The organism is Saccharothrix coeruleofusca, from assembly GCF_014648515.1.
GTDB lineage: Bacteria > Actinomycetota > Actinomycetes > Mycobacteriales > Pseudonocardiaceae > Actinosynnema > Actinosynnema coeruleofuscum.
This window is the reverse complement of sequence record NZ_BMRG01000008.1, coordinates 135,440-152,417: the sequence shown is the minus strand read 5'-3', so window position 1 is coordinate 152,417 and position 16,978 is coordinate 135,440. Positions and strand designations below refer to the sequence as shown.

The window sequence follows — 16,978 nt, the reverse complement described above, 5'->3', positions numbered from 1 at the left end:
CAGTGCGTGGTTCAGTGCGGTGTTTCAGGTGGTTCAGGTGGTTCGGCGCGGTCGGTCGACCGCGGGGTCACAGGAAGGGCGTTTCCGGGTCCAGGCCGACCAGCACGCGCCCGTGCACCTCCAGGCTCATGTCCGGCGACATCAGGCCGTGCGTGGACAGCGCCAGCAGGTCCCGGTAGTAGCGCTGGAACGGCAGGTACTTGCTCAGCGCCGAAGCGCCCGCGATGGTCTGCAGGTCCTGCACCGCCTCCTTGACCAGCTGGATGGCGGTGCCCGCCTGGCCGCGCACGGTGGCCCGCTCCTCGATCGTGGGCTGCTCGCCCGCGTCCGCGCGCCGCTGCAGCAGCTCGACGAAGGAGGCCGACAGCGTCTCGGCGGCGGTGATCTTGTTGGCGGCCAGCGCGACCCGGTGCTGGGTCAGCGGGTGCTGCCGCTGGTCGGTCCAGGAGGTGTAGGCCAGGCCGCGACCGGGCAGGCGCTCCAGGAACACCTCCAGCGCCGCCTTGGCCATGCCGATGTAGGTGGCCACGGACTCGGCCACCACGTAGGTGATCAGGCTGTACTCGCGGCCCTTGGCGGTCGGCGTGCGGCCGGGGGCGCCGTCGGTCAGCGCCACCTCGCCGCTGATCACCCGGTGGGCGGGGACGAACAGGTCCTCGGCGGAGGTGGTGGAGCTGCCGGTGCCGGAGGCGCCGGTGACGTGCCAGTCGTCGGCGATGGTCAGGTCCGACATCGGCACCAGCGCGAAGACCTCCTCCTCGCTGCCGTCGGGGTGCTCGACCAGCGCGGCCAGCAGGTCCCAGTGCGCGCCCCGGCAGCCGGTGTTGAAGCGCCACTTGCCGGTCAGCCGGTAGCCGCTCTCGACCGGGACCGCCTTGCCGGTGGGAGTGAACGCGCCCGAGACGCGCACCGAGCCGCCCGCGAAGACCTCCTCCTGGGTCTTGTCGGGGTAGAGGGTGACCATCCAGGCGGTGGACACCCACGCCACGGCCGACCAGCTGGTCGAGCCGCAGCCCCTGGCGATCTCGGTCAGCACCGCGACCTGGTCGGGCAGCGGGAGGTCCAGGCCGCCGAAGCGGCGCGGCACGGCCAGGCTGAACACGCCCGCCTTCTCCAGCAGGTCGATGTTCTGCTCGGGGATCCAGCGCCGCTCGTCGGCCTCCAGGCCGTTCTCGCGCAGCTGGGGGACGCTGTCGCGGACGGCCTCCAGGACGGCTCGGGCGCTCTCGTCGTGCTCACCCATCGGATCTCCTCCGTAGTTCTTCGCGGGTGTCGCGGCCGCAGCGGCGCGACCGTCGGCGAACGGGTCGGGTTTGCGGTGAGCCGGTTCGTGGAACCACTCGGGCGGTGCTGCCGAATCCGCGCGGCAGGTTCCGGGACCGACGCCGTAGGTATATCCCAATTCACCCGATCGGGGGTAACTTCGGACTCATCGCCGGCGCGATGACCAGCCGATTACCGCTCGATGACCAGCGCGTTCCCGGATCGTGTGGAATACCCGCTATCGGCACGCGCGAGCAGAGAAGAAACGGGCAGGAAGAATTAGACGGTTCCTCGTGAAATCATTTCACCGGGTTCGGTGGCGGTTTTCCGGCCGTTCAGTCGCGCGGGATCAGCGACCGGGCCTCCGCCAGGCTCAGCTCCCGGCCGCGCTCCAGCGCGGCCTCGAACGCGGCCTGGCCCAGCGCCGCGCGGCAGCGCGCGGAGACGCGGTCGATGTCACCCCGCTCGGCGGCGGGCAGGGGCGCCCCCGCGGCGGCCCTGGCGGCCGTGGCCGCGCCCAGCAGCAGCGCGGCGCGCTCGTGGTCGCCCGCCAGCGACACCGCGCCCGCCACCCCCTCCACGGCCAGCGCCACGGCCCTGGGGTCGCCCACCGCCCACGCCCGCGCGCAGCCCTCCCGGTGCAGCTCCAGCGCCCGCGCGGCATCGCCCCGCTGCTCGGCGACGAACCCCAGCTCCGCCAGCACCAGCGCCAGGCCCAGCGCGCCGTCCACCTGCCTGCACCAGGCCAGCCAGCGGCGCAGGTGCGCCTCGGCCTCGTCCAGCCTGCCCAGCCTGCGCGCGCCCAGCGCCAGACCGACCTCGGCGAAGTGCTCGCCGAAGGTGTTGCTCTGCTCCGCGGCCAGGCGCATCGCGCGCTCGTGCAGCTCCTTGGCCGCGTCGTGCTCCTCGTTGAGCAGGGCGATGCGGCCAAGGCCCGCCAGCTTGGTCGAGACCTCGGTCCACAGCTGCAGCCCCTCGGCGATGCGCAGCCCGTCGCGGTGCAGGCGGGCGGCCCGGTCGTACTGGCCGCGCACCTCGGCCAGCAGCGCCAGCGCGTCGTTGGCCAGCAGCTGCCCCCACCGGTCGCCCAGCTCGCCGAACAGCCGCGCGCTCTCCTCCCCGCACCGCCTGCTGGCCTCCAGCTCGCCGCGCAGCACCGCCTGCTTGGCCAGCGCCGCCAGCGCCGCCGCGCAGCCCCACCGGTCCTCCAGCGCGTGGAACTCGCCCAGCGCCTGGTCGATCCGCTTCTCGGCCTCGTCGTGCTCGCCGAAGCCGATCCGGGCGAAGCCGAGGAACCAGCGGACCGTCGCGCGGTCGCGCGGGTCCTCGATCTCCTCCACGAGCCGGTCGTAGTGCTCCAGCGAGTGCGTCGAGTCGCCCGCGCGCAGCGCGAAGGCCGCCTGCCAGGCCAGCGCGGTCGCCCGCTCGGCCGCGGGCACCGGACCCGCCACGCCCAGGGCGGTGGCGAAGGCCCGCCTGGCCTCGCCGAGCCTGCCCCGCAGGAACCAGTACCAGGCCAGCCCGTTGACCTGGCGCACCGCGTGCTCGGCCATGCCGAGGCGCACCGCGCCGTCCAGCGCGGCGCGCAAGTCGGCCGCCTCGGCGTCGACCCGCTCCAGCCACTCCCGCTGCCGGGGCCCCCTCAGGTGCGGCAGCAGCCGCTGGGCCAGCTCGGTGGCGTACCGCACGTGCCGCCGGTCCACCTCGTCCCGCTCGCCCGCGGCGCGCAACCGGTCCGCCGCGTAGGCGGCCACCGACTCCAGCAGCCAGAAGCGCCTGCCGCCCGGCCCGTCCGCGGCGTTGACCAGCGACCGGTCCACCAGCCTGGCGACCAGGTCGACGACCTCGTCGGGAGCGACCCCGCCGCCCGCGCAGACCCGCTCGGCCGCCTCCAGCGTGGCCCCGCCGCTGAACACCGACAGGCGGCGCAGCACCGCCCGCTCGTCCTCGGCCAGCAGCTCCCAGCTCCAGTCGATCGCCGCGCGCAGCGTCTGCTGCCGGGCGGGGGCGTCCCGGCCGCCCGCGCGCAGCAGGGCGAAGCGGTCCTCCAGCCGGTGGGCGACCTCGTGCACGCCCAGCGAGCGGACCCGCGTGGCGGCCAGCTCCAGCGCGAAGGGCAGCCCGTCCAACCGGCGGCAGATCGACTCCACCGCCTCGGCGTTGGTCCGGTCCAGCCGGAAGCCCGGCACGCCCGCGGCGACCCTGGCCAGGAACAGCCGCACCGCGCCCGCGCGGGCGACCTGCGCCGGGTCGCCCGCCGCGGCCGGGTCGGGCAGGGCCAGCGGCGGCACCGTCCACAACCGCTCCCCCGCGATGCCCAGCGGCACCTGGCTGGTGGCCAGCAGCCGCAGGCCCGGCGCGGCCCTGAGCAGGTCCACCGCCAGCACGGCGACCTCGTCCACCACGTGCTCGCAGTTGTCCAGCACCAGCAGCATCTGCTTGGCGCGCAGGGCGTCGGCCAGCCGGACCGGCAGCGGCACCACCCCGCCCTCGTTGACCGTCTCGTCGCGGATGCCCAGCGCCTCGGCGACCTGGTTGGCCACCGGGCTGTACCCGCCGTCGCGGTCGGCCGGGGCGGCCGGGTCCACGGCGGCCAGCTCCACCAGCCAGACGCCGTCGGGGTGCTCCCCGGCCACCCGCTCGGCCACCTCCAGCGCCAGCCGGGTCTTGCCGACCCCGCCCATGCCGGTGAGCGTGAGCAGCCTGCCCGCCTCCAGCAGCGCGCGCACCTGGACCACCGCCCGGTCCCGGCCGATCAGCTCGTTGACCCTGGCGGGCAGGTTGGTGCGCACGCGGGTGGCGGTGGTGATCGGCCCCAGCGCGGGCGCGGCGCGCTCCTCGTCCTCCAGGATGGCCTGGCGCAGCGCCACCAGCTCCGGGCTCGGCGAGAGCCCCAGCTCGTCGGCCAGCCGGGCGCGCAGCTCGTCGAAGGCGGTCAGCGCCTCGCCGCGCCTGCCCGCCGCGTGCAGCGCCCTCATCTGCGCCGCGCGCAGCCGCTCGCGCAGCGGGTGCCGGGCCAGCAGGTCGGTCAGCTCGCCGACCAGCACGCTGTGCTCGCCCAGCTCCAGCATCGCCTCCGCGCGCTCCTCCACGGCGGTCAGCCGCTGCTCGTGCAGCCGGGCGGCGGTGGGGCGGGCGAACTCCTCGTCGGCGAAGTCGGCCAGCACCTCGCCGCGCCACAGCGCCAGCGCCTGGTCCAGCAGAGCCGCGCGGGCGCGCGGGTCGGCGGCGTCCCGCGCGGCGGCGGTCAGCTCGGTGAAGACGGCGGCGTCCAGCTGCGCGGCGGACAGGTCGACCAGGTAACCGGGCGGGTGCGAGACCACCAGCTCGCCGCCGCCCGGCTCGGCCGCCTCCAGCGCGCGGCGCAGCTGCCAGACGCGGGTGTGCAGCGCCCCCACCGGGTTGCCCGGCGGTGACTGCGGCCACAGCAGGTCGGCGAGCCGGTCGGCGGAGACCGGGCGGCCCTCGTGCACCAGCAGCGCGGCCAGCAGCGCCCGGACCTTGCGCCCCGGCAGCTGGACCGGGCGGTCGTCCGTGGTCCAGACCGCCAGTGCTCCCAGGATGCCGAAGCGCATGGCTTCCACACTATCGACCGCTCCCGATCCGCCCCCGAGATGAGGACCACGTTCGGAGAAGGATCTAGAGAACGTTGAGAGAGCACCTGGAGAGCGGCGGGCCACTCTGGGGTTCGCGCGGAACCCCCGCGCGCAAACCATCAGGTGGAAACACGAAGCGAAGAGGATTGCCATGGGTTCGGAGAACCGAGCGCCAGTGACCGTCGTCGGCCTCGGGTCGATGGGGTCCGCGCTGGCCAACGCCTTCCTGGAGAAGGGTCACCCGACGACGGTGTGGAACCGCTCCCCGGAGAAGGCCGAGGCGCTGGTCGCCAAGGGTGCCGTCTCGGCCGCCACGGTGGCCGAGGCCATCGCCGCCAGCAAGCTGGTGGTGGTGTGCGTGCTGGACTACCGCGCCATGCGGGAGATCGTGGACTCGCTGGGCGACGCGCCCGCGGGCCGGGTGATCGTCAACCTCACCTCCGGCACCCCGGAGGAGGCCAGGCAGACCGCGGCGTGGGCCGCCGAGCGCGGGGTGGGCTACCTCGACGGGGCGATCATGGCGACCCCGCCGATGATCGGCTCCGAGCACGCCCTGATCTTCTACGGCGGCCCGAAGGCGGTCTACGACGAGCACGCCTCGGCGCTGGCCTCCATCGCCGGTGCGGGCACCTACCTGGGCGAGGACGCGGGCCTGCCCTCGCTCTACGACGTGGCGCTGCTGGGCATGATGTGGACCACCTGGTCCGGCTTCATGCACTCGCTGGCGCTGGTCGGCTCGGAGAAGGTCAAGGCGGAGTCCTTCCTGCCCTTCGCCCAGCTGTGGTTCGAGCACGTGGTCGCCCCGGAGATCCCGAAGATCGCCGAGCAGGTCGACCGGGGCACCTACCCCGACGGCGGGTCGGCGCTGGGCATGCAGGCGGTGGCCGTGGAGCACCTGGTGGACGCCACGAGGGCGCAGAACGTCGACGTGGCGCTGCCGGAGTTCCTGCTCGACCGCGCCGAGCGGGCCATCAAGCAGGGCCACGCGGGCGACGGCTTCGCGGCGATCTACGAGGTGCTGCGCAAGCCGCAGAGCTGACGCGGGGCCACGGTGGGCGGGCGCGGGAACCCTCCCGCGCCCGCCCACCATCGTGGGCGCGACCGCCGCAGGTCTGTGGTAATCGCCAGCCCCGGTGGCGGTAATGCTGGTGACGGACCGATGTGGCCCACCCGAGGGATCGGGCGACCGCCCGCTCCCGCGGGTCCAGGCCCCACAAGGGCTATTCCACGCACTCCCATCGAACCGTGGGGGAAGTCAGATGAAATTCCGACTGCTCGGCCCGCTTGAGGTCGTCCACGACGGGCGGCCGGTACCGCTGGGTGGGGTCAAGCAGCGTGCCACCCTGGGTTTCCTGTTACTGAAGGCCAACCACGTCACGCCGACCAGCCACCTGCTCGACGCCCTGTGGCCGAACGAGGACCTGCCCGCCTCGGCCAAGAAGATCCTGCAGAACGCGGTGTGGAGCCTGCGGGCGCTGCTGGCCGCCGACGAGTCGCCGACCGCGCCGGAGCTGCTGACCCGCGCGCCCGGCTACGTGCTGCGGGTGGACCCCGAGCAGGTCGACCTGTTCGAGTTCCACCGCATGGCCGAGCAGGGGCGTGCGGAGCTGGCCGCGGGCACGCCGGAGCGCGCCGCCCGGACCCTGCGGGAGGCGCTGGCGACCTGGCGCGGTGACCCCTTGGCGGACCTGGTCGAGGCCGGGATCACCTGGCCGGAGCTGACCGGGGTGGCCAACGCCCGCCGCGACGTGCTGGAGGACTACTTCGAGGCCGAGCTGGCCTGCGGCGGGCACCAGGCGGTGCTGGGCGAGCTGGAGGCGATGGTCGAAGCCGAACCGCTGCGGGAGCGCTGCTGCGGTCAGCTCATGCTGGCGCTGTACCGGTGCGGCAGGCACGCCGACGCGCTCACCGTCTACAGCAGGCTGCGCAGGCACCTGGTGACCGACCTGGGGTTGGAGCCGGGGCCCGCGCTGCAGAAGCTCCAGCAGGCCATCCTCGGGCACGACCCGTCGCTGGCGCTGCCCGAGCGGGAGCAGGTGGTGGCGGTCCCCGCCGCGCCCGAGTCGGCCACCACGGCGCGCGACGCGGCGGCGCTGCCGGACCCGGCGCTGATCCCCTTCCAGCCCACCGGGGAGAACCCGCGCCACCAGCACATGACCGTGGCGCTGGTCCAGGCGTGGCTGCGCCCGGACGCCGCGGACGCCACGACCGCCCCGGAGGAGGTCGACCACGCGCTGGCCGCGGCGTCGGCCATGGTGCGCGCGGGCATCGAGGAGCTGGGCGGCACCGTGGCCACGTCCATCGGCTCGGCCTCGCTGGCGCTGTTCGGCCACCCCCACGCCCGAGCGGACCAGGAGGCGTGGGCGGTGCGGGCCGCGCTGGCGCTGCGGGACTGCCTGGCCTCCTCCCAGCTGGTCGTGCACATCGCGCTGACCACCGGCAACGCCCTGGTCGAGTGGTGCCAGGAGAGCCGCCCCGGCACGCCCGCGGTGAGCGGGACGCTGGTCGACCGGGTGCGGCAGCTGATCAACCACGTGCCCGAGGGCGAGGTGTGGATCTGCGACCGCACCAAGGCGCTGGCGGGCGAGGCCGTGGTGTGCGCGCCCGCCGACAGCGGCGCGTGGCGGGTGGAGGGCGCGGCGCCCGCCAAGGCGGGCGACGGCGAGCACGACAGCGACTTGGCGCTGGTCCGCAACCTGCTCAGCCGCACGGTGCAGCGCGACACCCCCCACCTGGTCACCGTGCTCGGTGAGCCGGACGAGGCGATGCGCTCCTTCATCGCGGGCGTGGAGCGCTGCGTCGAGCAGGAACCCGCGCAACCGCTGCTGCTCACCGGGGTGGTGTCCGCGGAGGACGACCTGGCCGCCGCGGCCCAGGTGCTCACCTCCTACTGCGGCATCGAGCCGGACGAGCCGCTGGACTCGGCGCGGGCGAAGCTGGTCCGGGCGTGCAGGCAGGTCATCGGCGTCGACCGGCACGCCGACTGGCAGGCGACCCGGCTGCTGCGCCTGCTGCGCTCCCCGCAGCGCACCGAGCTGCCCGCGGGCCCGGCCCCGCGCGCCGTGCTGGCCGCGTGGCGGGGACTGCTCAAGCTGGCCGCGCTGCGCAGGCCGCTGGTGCTGGAGCTGCGCGACCTGCACCTGGCGGGCGACGACCTGCTGGACGCGGTGGAGTGCCTGGTGGACACCACCGAGCAGACCGCGCCGCTGATGGTCGTGGTGTCGGCGCGGCTGTCGCTGCTGGACCGCAGACCGGACTGGGGTGGCGGCAAGCGGCACGCCGCGTCGATCACGCTGACCCCGCAGCCGGGACGCAGCCCCGGTGGGCTGCGGCGGGCGATGCTGCTGGCCGCGGACGAGCGGACGGGCAGGCTGCTGTTCCAACCGAGGCTGTCCGACCCGCCTCGGGTGGTGCACCGGCAGCTGCTGCGGTCGCGCTGCCCGCAGAAGGTCGAGCTGAGCGCCATGGACGACGGCGACCACCGCACCACCCAGCGCCTCGACCACCGAGGCGACCACCGCGGTGACGTCGAGGTGCTGCTGGGCGGCACCTGCGGTGTGCTGACCGCCTCTTCGGCGTACGGCCGTCTCGGCGGCCCCGCCGGTCGCGCTCTCGGGCTCCACCCCCCTGCCGTCACCGACAACTGATCCACCTGGTTCCCCACGCTGACGACGCTGCGCGCCAACGGCGACGCGCAGCGCAGACCAGCGGGCGGACAACGCCCATCACCTCCTCGCGGATTCCCCAGCACCACTTCTCAGCGGCATCTCCTGCGGCACTTCTCAGTGGCACTTCTCAGCGGCACCTTCCCGGCAGCCCCTTCGCGTCCCGCCCCGGATCGCGGGCGAGCGGTGGGCCCGCCGAGCCGCAGCCCGGCGGGCCCACCCGGTCACCGACCCCCACCCGCCGCCGGGTAGTAGCCGGTCTCGGCGAAGAAGCGGATGTAGGTGTCCACCAGCTCGGCGGTGATCGGCGGGCACTGGATGCCGGTGCCCTCCAGCGCCTGCTCGGTCTTCGACACGTCCACCAGCGGGTAGAACGCGGCGCTGTCGGAGGTCATCAGGTCGAACGCGTCCAGCAGCGGGATCAGCGCGTTGTCCCGGTCGGCCAGCACCGCGGCCCGCCACTGCTCCCAGTCCCGCTCCGCCAGCGGGTAGCCGTGGGCGCGCAGCCGCTCCACGATGGTCTGCCAGCGCACCTGGCCGGGGTTGTAGATGTGGTGGGTGGCCCCGGAGGTGGCGGACAGCGCCACCACCGCGGCGGTGGCGTAGTCCACCGGCACCATCGGCACCGCGCCGCTGAGCCCGCGCGGCACCGCCCCGGCCTGGATCAGGCCCTTGGTGCTCAGCCAGACGAAGTCCCTGGTCTGGCAGGCGCCGCTGCGCTGGTCGCCGGAGACCAGGTCGACCCGGTAGACCGACACCGGCAGCCCCCGCTCGCGGGCCAGCCCGACCACCTGCTCGGCCACCCACTTGCTGCGCAGGTAGCCGCTGGGCAGCTCGCGCGCCGGGCCGGTCGGGTCGTCCACCCGCAGCGGCACGCCCGGCTCGCGGGCGCCCGCGAAGACGCCGGTGGTGGACAGGTGGTGGACCGGCACGGTGCGGTGCCGCGCGGCCAGGCGCAGCACCTCCTGGGTGCCGTGCACGTTGGCGGCCTTGAGGTCCTGGTACGGGCGCAGCCAGTTCACCGTCGCACCCGCGTGGTAGACCGCGTCCACGGTGCGGGCCAGGTGGTCGAAGACCTCCTCGGCCAGCCCCAGCCGGGGCTTGGCCAGGTCGCCGGGCACCACCCGCACGCGGGAGGTGTCGACCTCGTCCCGCAGCCGGTACCAGCGCAGGTTGGCCTCCAGCTTGGCCAGCCCCGCCGCCTCGTCCTCGGCGCGCACCAGGCAGTGCACGGTGGCCTCGGAGGCGCGCAGCAGCTCCCGCAGCAGGAACGCGCCGAGGAAGCCGGTGGCCCCGGTCAGCAGCACGTGCGAGGGCGCGGAGACGGTGCGCACGACCTCGGCGGCGGGCCTGATGTCGTCGGGCAGCACCACCTCGGCCTCGTAGTCGACCTCCGCCGGACCCGCCGCGCCCGCCAGGAACGCGGCCAGCGCGCTCGGCGTGGGGTGGTCGAACACCACCGTGGCGGGCAGCGCCAGGCCGGTCGCGGCGGCCACCCGGTTGCGCAGCTCCACCGACAGCAGGGAGTCGAAGCCCAGGTCGGGGAACGGCTTGTCCGGCACCGGCGCGCTCAGCCCCAGCACCGAGGCGACCTCGGCGTGCACCAGCTCGGTGACCACCCGCCGCCGCTCGTCCTCCGGCAGCTCGGCCAGGTCCGGCGTCGGCGCGCCGTTGCGGGCGCCCGGCCGGACCGTCGGCAGCAGGGTGCGCAGCAGCGGCGGGGCCTGGTCCGGGCGGGCCCGCAGGGCGGTCAGGTCCAGCGGCACGGCGACCACGGCGGTCGCGCCCAGCGCCGCGTCCAGCATGGCCAGGCCCTGCTCGGTGGCCACCGGCCGGAACCCGGCCTTGGCGATGCGGGCGCGGTCGGCGTCGGTCAGCTCCGCGGTGATGCCGCTGGTCCGCTCCCACAGGCCCCAGGCGATCGAGGTGGCCGGCAGCCCCAGCGCGCGGCGGTGCTCGGCCAGCGCGTCCAGGTAGGCGTTGGCCGCGGCGTAGTTGCCCTGGCCCGCGCCGCCGATGACGCCCGCGATCGAGGAGAACAGCACGAACGCGCTCAGGTCGTGGGAGCGGGTCAGCTCGTGCAGGTGCCTGGCCGCGTCGGCCTTGGGCCGCAGCACGGTGTCCAGGCGCTGCGGGGTCAGGTCGTCCACCAGGCCGTCGTCGATCACGCCCGCGGTGTGCACCACGCCGGTCAGCCGGTGCCGCTCCAGCAGCGCGGCCACCTGGTCGCGGTCGGCGACGTCGCAGGCTTCCACGCGCACCCGCGCGCCCAGCGCCGACAGCTCGTCGACCAGTTCGGCCGCGCCCGGCGAGTCCGGGCCCCGGCGGCTGGTCAGCACCAGCTCGCGCACGCCGTGCGCGGCCACCAGGTGCCGCGCCACCAGCGCGCCCAGCGCACCGGTGCCGCCGGTGACCAGGACGGTGCCCTCGGGGTTCCACGGCTGCCTGGGCAGTCGCGCGGGCCGCAGCTTCGGCAGGTGCGCCACCCCGCCGCGCACCACGACCTGCGGCGCGCCGGAGGCCACCACGGCCGCGAGCAGCTCGTCGGTGGCGGAGTCCGCGTCCACCAGGGTGATCCGGCCCGGCTGCTCGGACTGCGCCGAGCGGGCCAGGCCCCACAGCGCGGCACCGTCCACATCAGACACCTCCGGGCCGACCGCGCCGGAGGTCACCGCCACCAGCCGCTCGCCGCCGCGCAGGTCGGCCAGCGCGCCCGCGAGCCGGGTGCGCAGGTCCGCGCCCGGCGTCCAGCGCACCACGCGCGGCAGGTCCTCGGCGGGCGCGGGCAGCGCCACCGGCTCCCACACCACCTCCAGCAGCGCGTCGGCGGGGCGCAGCAGCCCCTCGGCCACCTCCCGCGCCGCCACGGGGGCCACCTCGACGGCCCCGACGGTGGCCACCGGGGCACCGCTGGGGTCGGCCAGCAGCAGCCCGCCGCCCTCGGTCACCCTGGCCCGCAGCGAGGCCGCGCCCACGGCGTGCAGCTCGACGTCGCGCCACCGCACGGCCTCCCCGTCGCCGACCAGGCGCACCGCGCGGTCCAGCAGGGTGGGGTGCAGCCCGAACCCGCCCGGCTCGACGCCCTCGACCTCGGTCCACGGCCCGTCGCCGAACGCGGGCTTCGGACCGGCCGGGGCCAGCCGCCCGACCGCGTGCCGCGTCCACCCGCCGTCCAGTCGCGAGTGGACGGTCACCTCGTCGCCGCAGACCCGGACCTGCAGCCGCACGCCGCGCTCGGGCACCACCACGGGCGCGGTCACCTCCAGCAGCGCCAGCCTGGGCAGCCCCACCTCGTCGCCCGCCCGGATCGCCAGCTCCACCAGCGCCGAGGAGGGCAGCACCGCCGCGCCCCGCGCGCGGTGGCGCTCCAGCCACGGCTGGGTGCGCGGGGAGACCACGCCGGTGAGCACGACCTCGTCCGCGCCCGCCACCGGGACGGCCGCACCGAGCAGCGGGTGCCCGGCGTCGACCAGCCCGAACTCGCCCGCGTCCCGGGCCTCGACGTGCGAGACCCAGTACCGCTGCCGCTGGAACGGGTAGGTGGGCAGCGGGACCGCACGCGCGCCGCTGCCGTCGAAGAAGGCCCGCCAGTCCACGGCGACGCCGTTGGCGTGCAGCGCGGCCACGCCCGCCGCCAGGCCGCCGCCGGAGCGCTGCAGCGCCACCGCGGCCACGCCGTCGACGGTGTCGCGCACCATCGGGGTCAGCACCGCCTCCGGGCCGACCTCCACGAAGGTGGTCACGCCCTCCTTGGCCAGCGCCCGCACGCAGTCGGCGAACCGCACCGCCTCCCGCACGTGCCGCACCCAGTAGTCCGGGGAGCGCAGCAGGTCGCTGCCCGCCGGGGCGCCGGTCACGTTCGACACCACCGGGATGGTCGGCGCGTGGTAGGTCACCCGCGCGGCCACCTGGCGGAACGGCTCCAGCGCGGGCTCCATGCGCGCGGAGTGGAAGGCGTGGCTGACGGTGAGCCGCTTGGTCCGCCTGCCGCGCTCCCGCAGCCGCGCCTCCAGCGCCAGCACCTGGTCCTCGTCGCCGGAGACCACCACCGCGGCCGGGCCGTTGATCGCGGCGATCCCGACGCCGGGGGTCAGCAGCGGCTCGACCTCCTCGGGCGGCGCGGCCACCGCGCCCATCGCGCCGCCGTCGGGCAGCTCGTCGATGAGCCGGGCGCGGGCGGCGACCAGCGCGCAGGCGTCCTCCAGGGAGAACACCCCGGCCACGTGCGCGGCGGTCAGCTCGCCCAGCGAGTGGCCCGCCACGCAGTCCGGCCGCACGCCCCACGACTCCAGCAGCCGGAACAGCGCCACCTCGAAGGCGAACAGCGCGGGCTGGGTGTAGCGGGTGCGGTGCAGCTCTTCGGAGCCGCCGAACACGACCTCCTTCAGCGGCTTGGGCAGGTGCGGGTCCAGCAGCGCGCACGCCGCGTCGAACGCCTCGGCGAACACCGGGTAGCGCTCGTGCAGCTCGCGGCCCATGCCCGCGCGCTGCGCGCCCTGGCCGGTGAACAGGAACGCGGTCCGGCCCGGCGGCGGCACCGGCGCGCCGCCCGCGAACCCGTCCAGCGCGGCCAGCAGCGACTCCCGGTCGGCCGCGACCACCGCGCCCCGGTGCTCCAGCGCCGCGCGCGTGGTGGCCAGCGAGAACGCCACGTCGGCCGGGTCGGCCTCGGGGTGCGCGGCCACGTGCTCGCGCAGCCGGGCGGCCTGCGCGCGCAGCGCCTCCGGGCTGCGCGCGGACAGCAGGAACGGCCACTCCCCCGGCGCCTTCGGCGCGTCCTGCGGCTCGGGCGCGGGCACGTGCTCCAGCACCACGTGGGCGTTGGTGCCGCTGACGCCGAACGAGGACACCGCCGAGCGGCGCGCCCGGTTCGCCGAGGGCCACGGGCGCGCCTGGGACAGCAGCTCCACCTTGCCCGCCGACCAGTCCACCACCGGGGTCGGCTCCTGCACGTGCAGGGTGCGCGGCGCGACGCCGTGCCGCATCGCCTCCACCATCTTGATGACCCCGCCCACGCCCGCGGCGGCGACGCTGTGCCCGATGTTGGACTTCAGCGAGCCCAGCAGCAGCGGCTCGGTGCGGCCCTGGCCGTAGGTGGCCAGCAGGGCCTGCGCCTCGATGGGGTCGCCCAGCCGGGTGCCGGTGCCGTGCGCCTCGACCACGTCCACGTCGGCCGGGGCCAGCCTGGCGTCGGCCAGCGCGTCCCGGATCACCCGCTCCTGCGCGGGTCCGTTGGGCGCGGTCAGGCCGTTGGACGCGCCGTCCTGGTTCACGGCGGTGCCGCGCACCACCGCCAGCACCGGGTGGCCGTTGCGGCGGGCGTCGGACAGCCGCTCCAGCAGCAGCAGGCCCACGCCCTCCGACCAGCCGGTGCCGTCGGCGGTGCTGGAGAAGGACTTGCACCGGCCGTCCGGCGCCAGCCCGCGCTGGCGGGAGAAGTCCACGTACCCGGTGGGCGAGCCGTAGACCGTGCTGCCGCCCGCCAGCGCCAGGTTCGACTCGCCCTCGCGCAGCGACCGCACCGCCAGGTGCAGCGCCACCAGCGAGGAGGAGCACGCGGTGTCGACGGTGACCGCCGGCCCCTCCAAGCCGAAGGTGTAGGCCACGCGACCGGAGGCGACGCTGCTGAGCTTGCCGGTCATCAGGAAGCCCTCCAGCTCCTCCGGCCCGGCCAGGCCCAGGTAGCTCTGCTCCCCCACGCCCGCGAACACGCCGGTGCGGGTGCCGCGCAGCGCGGTCGGGTCGATGCCCGCGCGCTCGAACAGCTCCCACGCCGTCTCCAGCAGCACCCGCTGCTGCGGGTCCATGCCCAGCGCCTCGCGCGGGGAGATGCCGAAGAAGGCCGCGTCGAACTCGGTGGCGTGCGCCAGGAACCCGCCTTCGCGGGTGTAGCTGCGGCCGGGCGTGCCGGGTTCGGGGTCGTAGAGGCGCTCCACGTCCCAGCCCCGGTCCCGCGGCCACGGCGTGATGGCGTCACCGCCGCTCTCGACCAGCCGCCACAGGTCCTCGGGCGAGGCGACGCCGCCGGGGTAGCGGCACGCCATCGCCACGATCGCCACCGGCTCGGGCTCGGCCGCCTCCAGCTCGGCGATGCGCTCCTTGGCCTGCTGGAGCTCGGCCGTCACCCACTTCAGGTACTCGGCCAACCGTTCCTCGTTGGACACCGGGTTTCCTTTCCTGCTCGGGCGGTCGACCGGTCACCGCGCGACGCGGCCGAGCTGGTTGTCGATGAAGTCGAACAGCTCGCTGGTGGAGGCGGCGGCGAAGTCCGGGCGGACCCGGTCGGTGTCCGACCCGGCCGCGGCCTCGTTCCAGCGGGACAGGATCGTGCGCAACCGGGTGGTGATCTGGTCGCGGTGGTCGTCGTCGTGGCCGATGCCTGCCAGCACGGCCTCCAGCCGGTCCAGCTCGGCCAGCGCGGGCGGGGTCGGCTGCGCCTGCGCGGGGGCGACCCGCGCCAGCAGCACGCCGGTCAGCGCGGCGGGCGTGGGGTGGTCGAACACCAGCGTGGTCTCCAGCCGCACGCCGGTGGCCGCGGCCAGCCGGTTGCGCAGGTCCACCGCGGTCAGCGAGTCGAACCCGAGGTCGCTGAACGGCCGGTCCAGGTCCACCCGGCGCGGGTCGCCGTGCCCGAGCACCGCCGCCACCTGGGCGCGCACCACGTCCTCGGCGATGCGCCGCCGGTCGCCGTCGGCCGCGCCCGCCAGCCGCTCGGCCAGCGTGGCGGTCGCCGCCGGGCGCACCAGGTCGCGCAGCAGCGGTCCGGCGGGCAGCGCCGACAGCGGGGCGGCGACGAGCGCGGGCAGGTCCGCCCGGATCGCCGCGTCCAGCCCGGAGTCGTCCAGTGCGGAGTCGTCGCCCTGGGGCAGGGCGATCGCGGTGGCGGGCGAACCCGCCTCCCGGCGCAGGCGGGCCAGCGCCTCCAGGAACGCCACCGCCGCCGCGTGGTGGGCGTGGCCGGTCGCACCCAGAGCGCCATCCACAGTGGACACGAACACCAGTGGCCGGTCCGGCGTGACCTCGTGCAGCTCCCACGCCCGGTCCACCACCTCGCGCAGGGTCTCCTCCAGCACCTCGTCGGTCAGCGCGCCGAGCACGACGGGGGCTGGCGGCTCGACCCGGTGCACCACCGCGTCGTTGACCACCACGTCGTCCAGCGCCGCGGCGGGTTCGGCCTTGGCCAGCCGGGGGACGAACGCCTCGCCGCCGCGCACCAGCACCTGCGGCTCGCCGGCGGCCACCACCGGGGCCAGCCGCTCCGGGGAGCCGCCGACCAGCACGATCCGCTCCGGCGCCTCGACCTGCGCGGCGCGCACCAGGCCCCACACCGCGGCGATGCCGGGGTCGGCGGGGTCGGGGGTGAGCACCACCAGCCGCTCGCCGCCCTCGGCGCGGCGCCGCAGCTCGGCCAGCACCCGCCGGGTCTCGGTGCGCGCGGTGGTCAGCGGGTCGGGGCCCGCCTCGACCCGCAGCACCTCCGGCTCGGGCTCGTCGGTCGCGGGCAGCTCCACCGGCTGCCACCGCACCTCGTACAGGGGCGCGCCCAGCGCCCGGAAGGACACCTCGTCCACGCGGGCCACCTCGGCGCCCGCCTCGTCGCGGAACACGCCGCCGTCCAGCCGCACCGCTACGCCCGGCGCGGTGGGCCGCAGCCCGCGCCACACCACCGGGTCCTGGTCGTCGCGGGCGACCAGCGCCAGGTCCACCCGCGCGTCCACCACCGGCCCCTCGGCCAGCGCGCCTCGGGCGAGCTCGACCCAGCCGTCGCGCCAGGCGTGCGCGGTGACCGCGCGCCGCCCGTCCTCGGGCGCGCCGAGCTTGACCTGCACCCGCGCCTCCCGCTGCTCGGGCAGCGCGGAGATCTCCAGGTCCAGCACCGGGAAACCGACCGCGCGGCCCGCGTGCCACACCAGCTCCGCCAGGCCGGTGGCGGTGAGCGGCCCGTCGGTCAGGCCGGTGAACAGCACCTCGTCGCTGCCCGCCACGGGCACCGGCTCGCCCAGCACGGGGTGGCCGGACCCGCCGCGCCTGCGCGCGGTGAGCCAGTACCGCTCCCGCTGGAACGGGTAGGTCGGCAGCACCGCCTTGCGGCCGGGGAAGGCCGACCAGTCCACCGCCACGCCCCTGGCGCCCAGGTGCGCGAACAGCTCCACCGCGGTCAGCCGCTCGGAGCGGTCCCGGCGCAGCGCGGGCAGCGCGGCCGAGCCCTCCGGCAGCACCTCGTCGAGCAGTCCGGACAGCACCGCGTCCGGGCCCAGCTCGACGAAGGTGGTCACGCCCGCCTCCACCAGCCGTCGCGCGGCGTCGGCCCAGCGGACGGTTTCGCGCACGTGCCGCACCCAGTACTCGGGGTCGGTCCAGTCGCCGTCGCGGGAGACCGAGGACACCACCGGCAGGGTCGGCGCGCGGAACTCCAGGCCGCGCACGACTTCGCGGAAGTCGTCCAGCATGGGG

At 75.8% G+C, this 16,978-nt stretch carries 5 protein-coding genes and 1 pseudogene; 2 read left to right on the top strand and 4 right to left on the bottom strand.

All coding sequences use genetic code 11. From position 1 onward, the window contains the following. Positions 1–67: 67 nt before the first annotated feature. Both IEZ00_RS20975 and IEZ00_RS20970 read right to left on the bottom strand, forming a co-directional pair. A complete protein-coding gene (locus tag IEZ00_RS20975; RefSeq protein WP_189224999.1) occupies positions 68–1,243 on the bottom strand; it encodes an acyl-CoA dehydrogenase family protein in 1,176 nt (391 codons plus the stop codon). A 355-nt stretch (positions 1,244–1,598) separates the two neighbouring features. Further along, complete coding sequence (locus tag IEZ00_RS20970) at positions 1,599–4,838, bottom strand: AfsR/SARP family transcriptional regulator (RefSeq protein ID WP_189224998.1); 3,240 nt, start codon at positions 4,836–4,838, stop codon at positions 1,599–1,601. A gap of 106 nt (positions 4,839–4,944) precedes the next feature. On the opposite strand from IEZ00_RS20970, the gene IEZ00_RS20965 reads away from it, so the two are divergent. Together IEZ00_RS20965 and IEZ00_RS20960 are read left to right on the top strand one after the other, a co-directional pair. Then, entirely contained in the window at positions 4,945–5,898 is a 954-nt protein-coding gene (locus IEZ00_RS20965; protein WP_276515915.1) for an NAD(P)-dependent oxidoreductase, read from the top strand. A gap of 220 nt (positions 5,899–6,118) precedes the next feature. Further along, entirely contained in the window at positions 6,119–8,506 is a 2,388-nt protein-coding gene (locus tag IEZ00_RS20960; protein ID WP_209620776.1) for a BTAD domain-containing putative transcriptional regulator, read from the top strand. 242 nt (positions 8,507–8,748) lie between these two features. On the opposite strand, the pseudogene IEZ00_RS20955 reads toward IEZ00_RS20960, so the two are convergent. Together IEZ00_RS20955 and IEZ00_RS36895 are read right to left on the bottom strand one after the other, a co-directional pair. After that, positions 8,749–14,682, bottom strand: a pseudogene (locus IEZ00_RS20955) (thioester reductase domain-containing protein); the annotation flags it as partial. 39 nt (positions 14,683–14,721) lie between these two features. Then, a partial coding sequence (locus tag IEZ00_RS36895) for a beta-ketoacyl reductase (RefSeq protein ID WP_229795957.1) occupies positions 14,722–16,978 on the bottom strand: 2,257 nt, incomplete at its 5' end.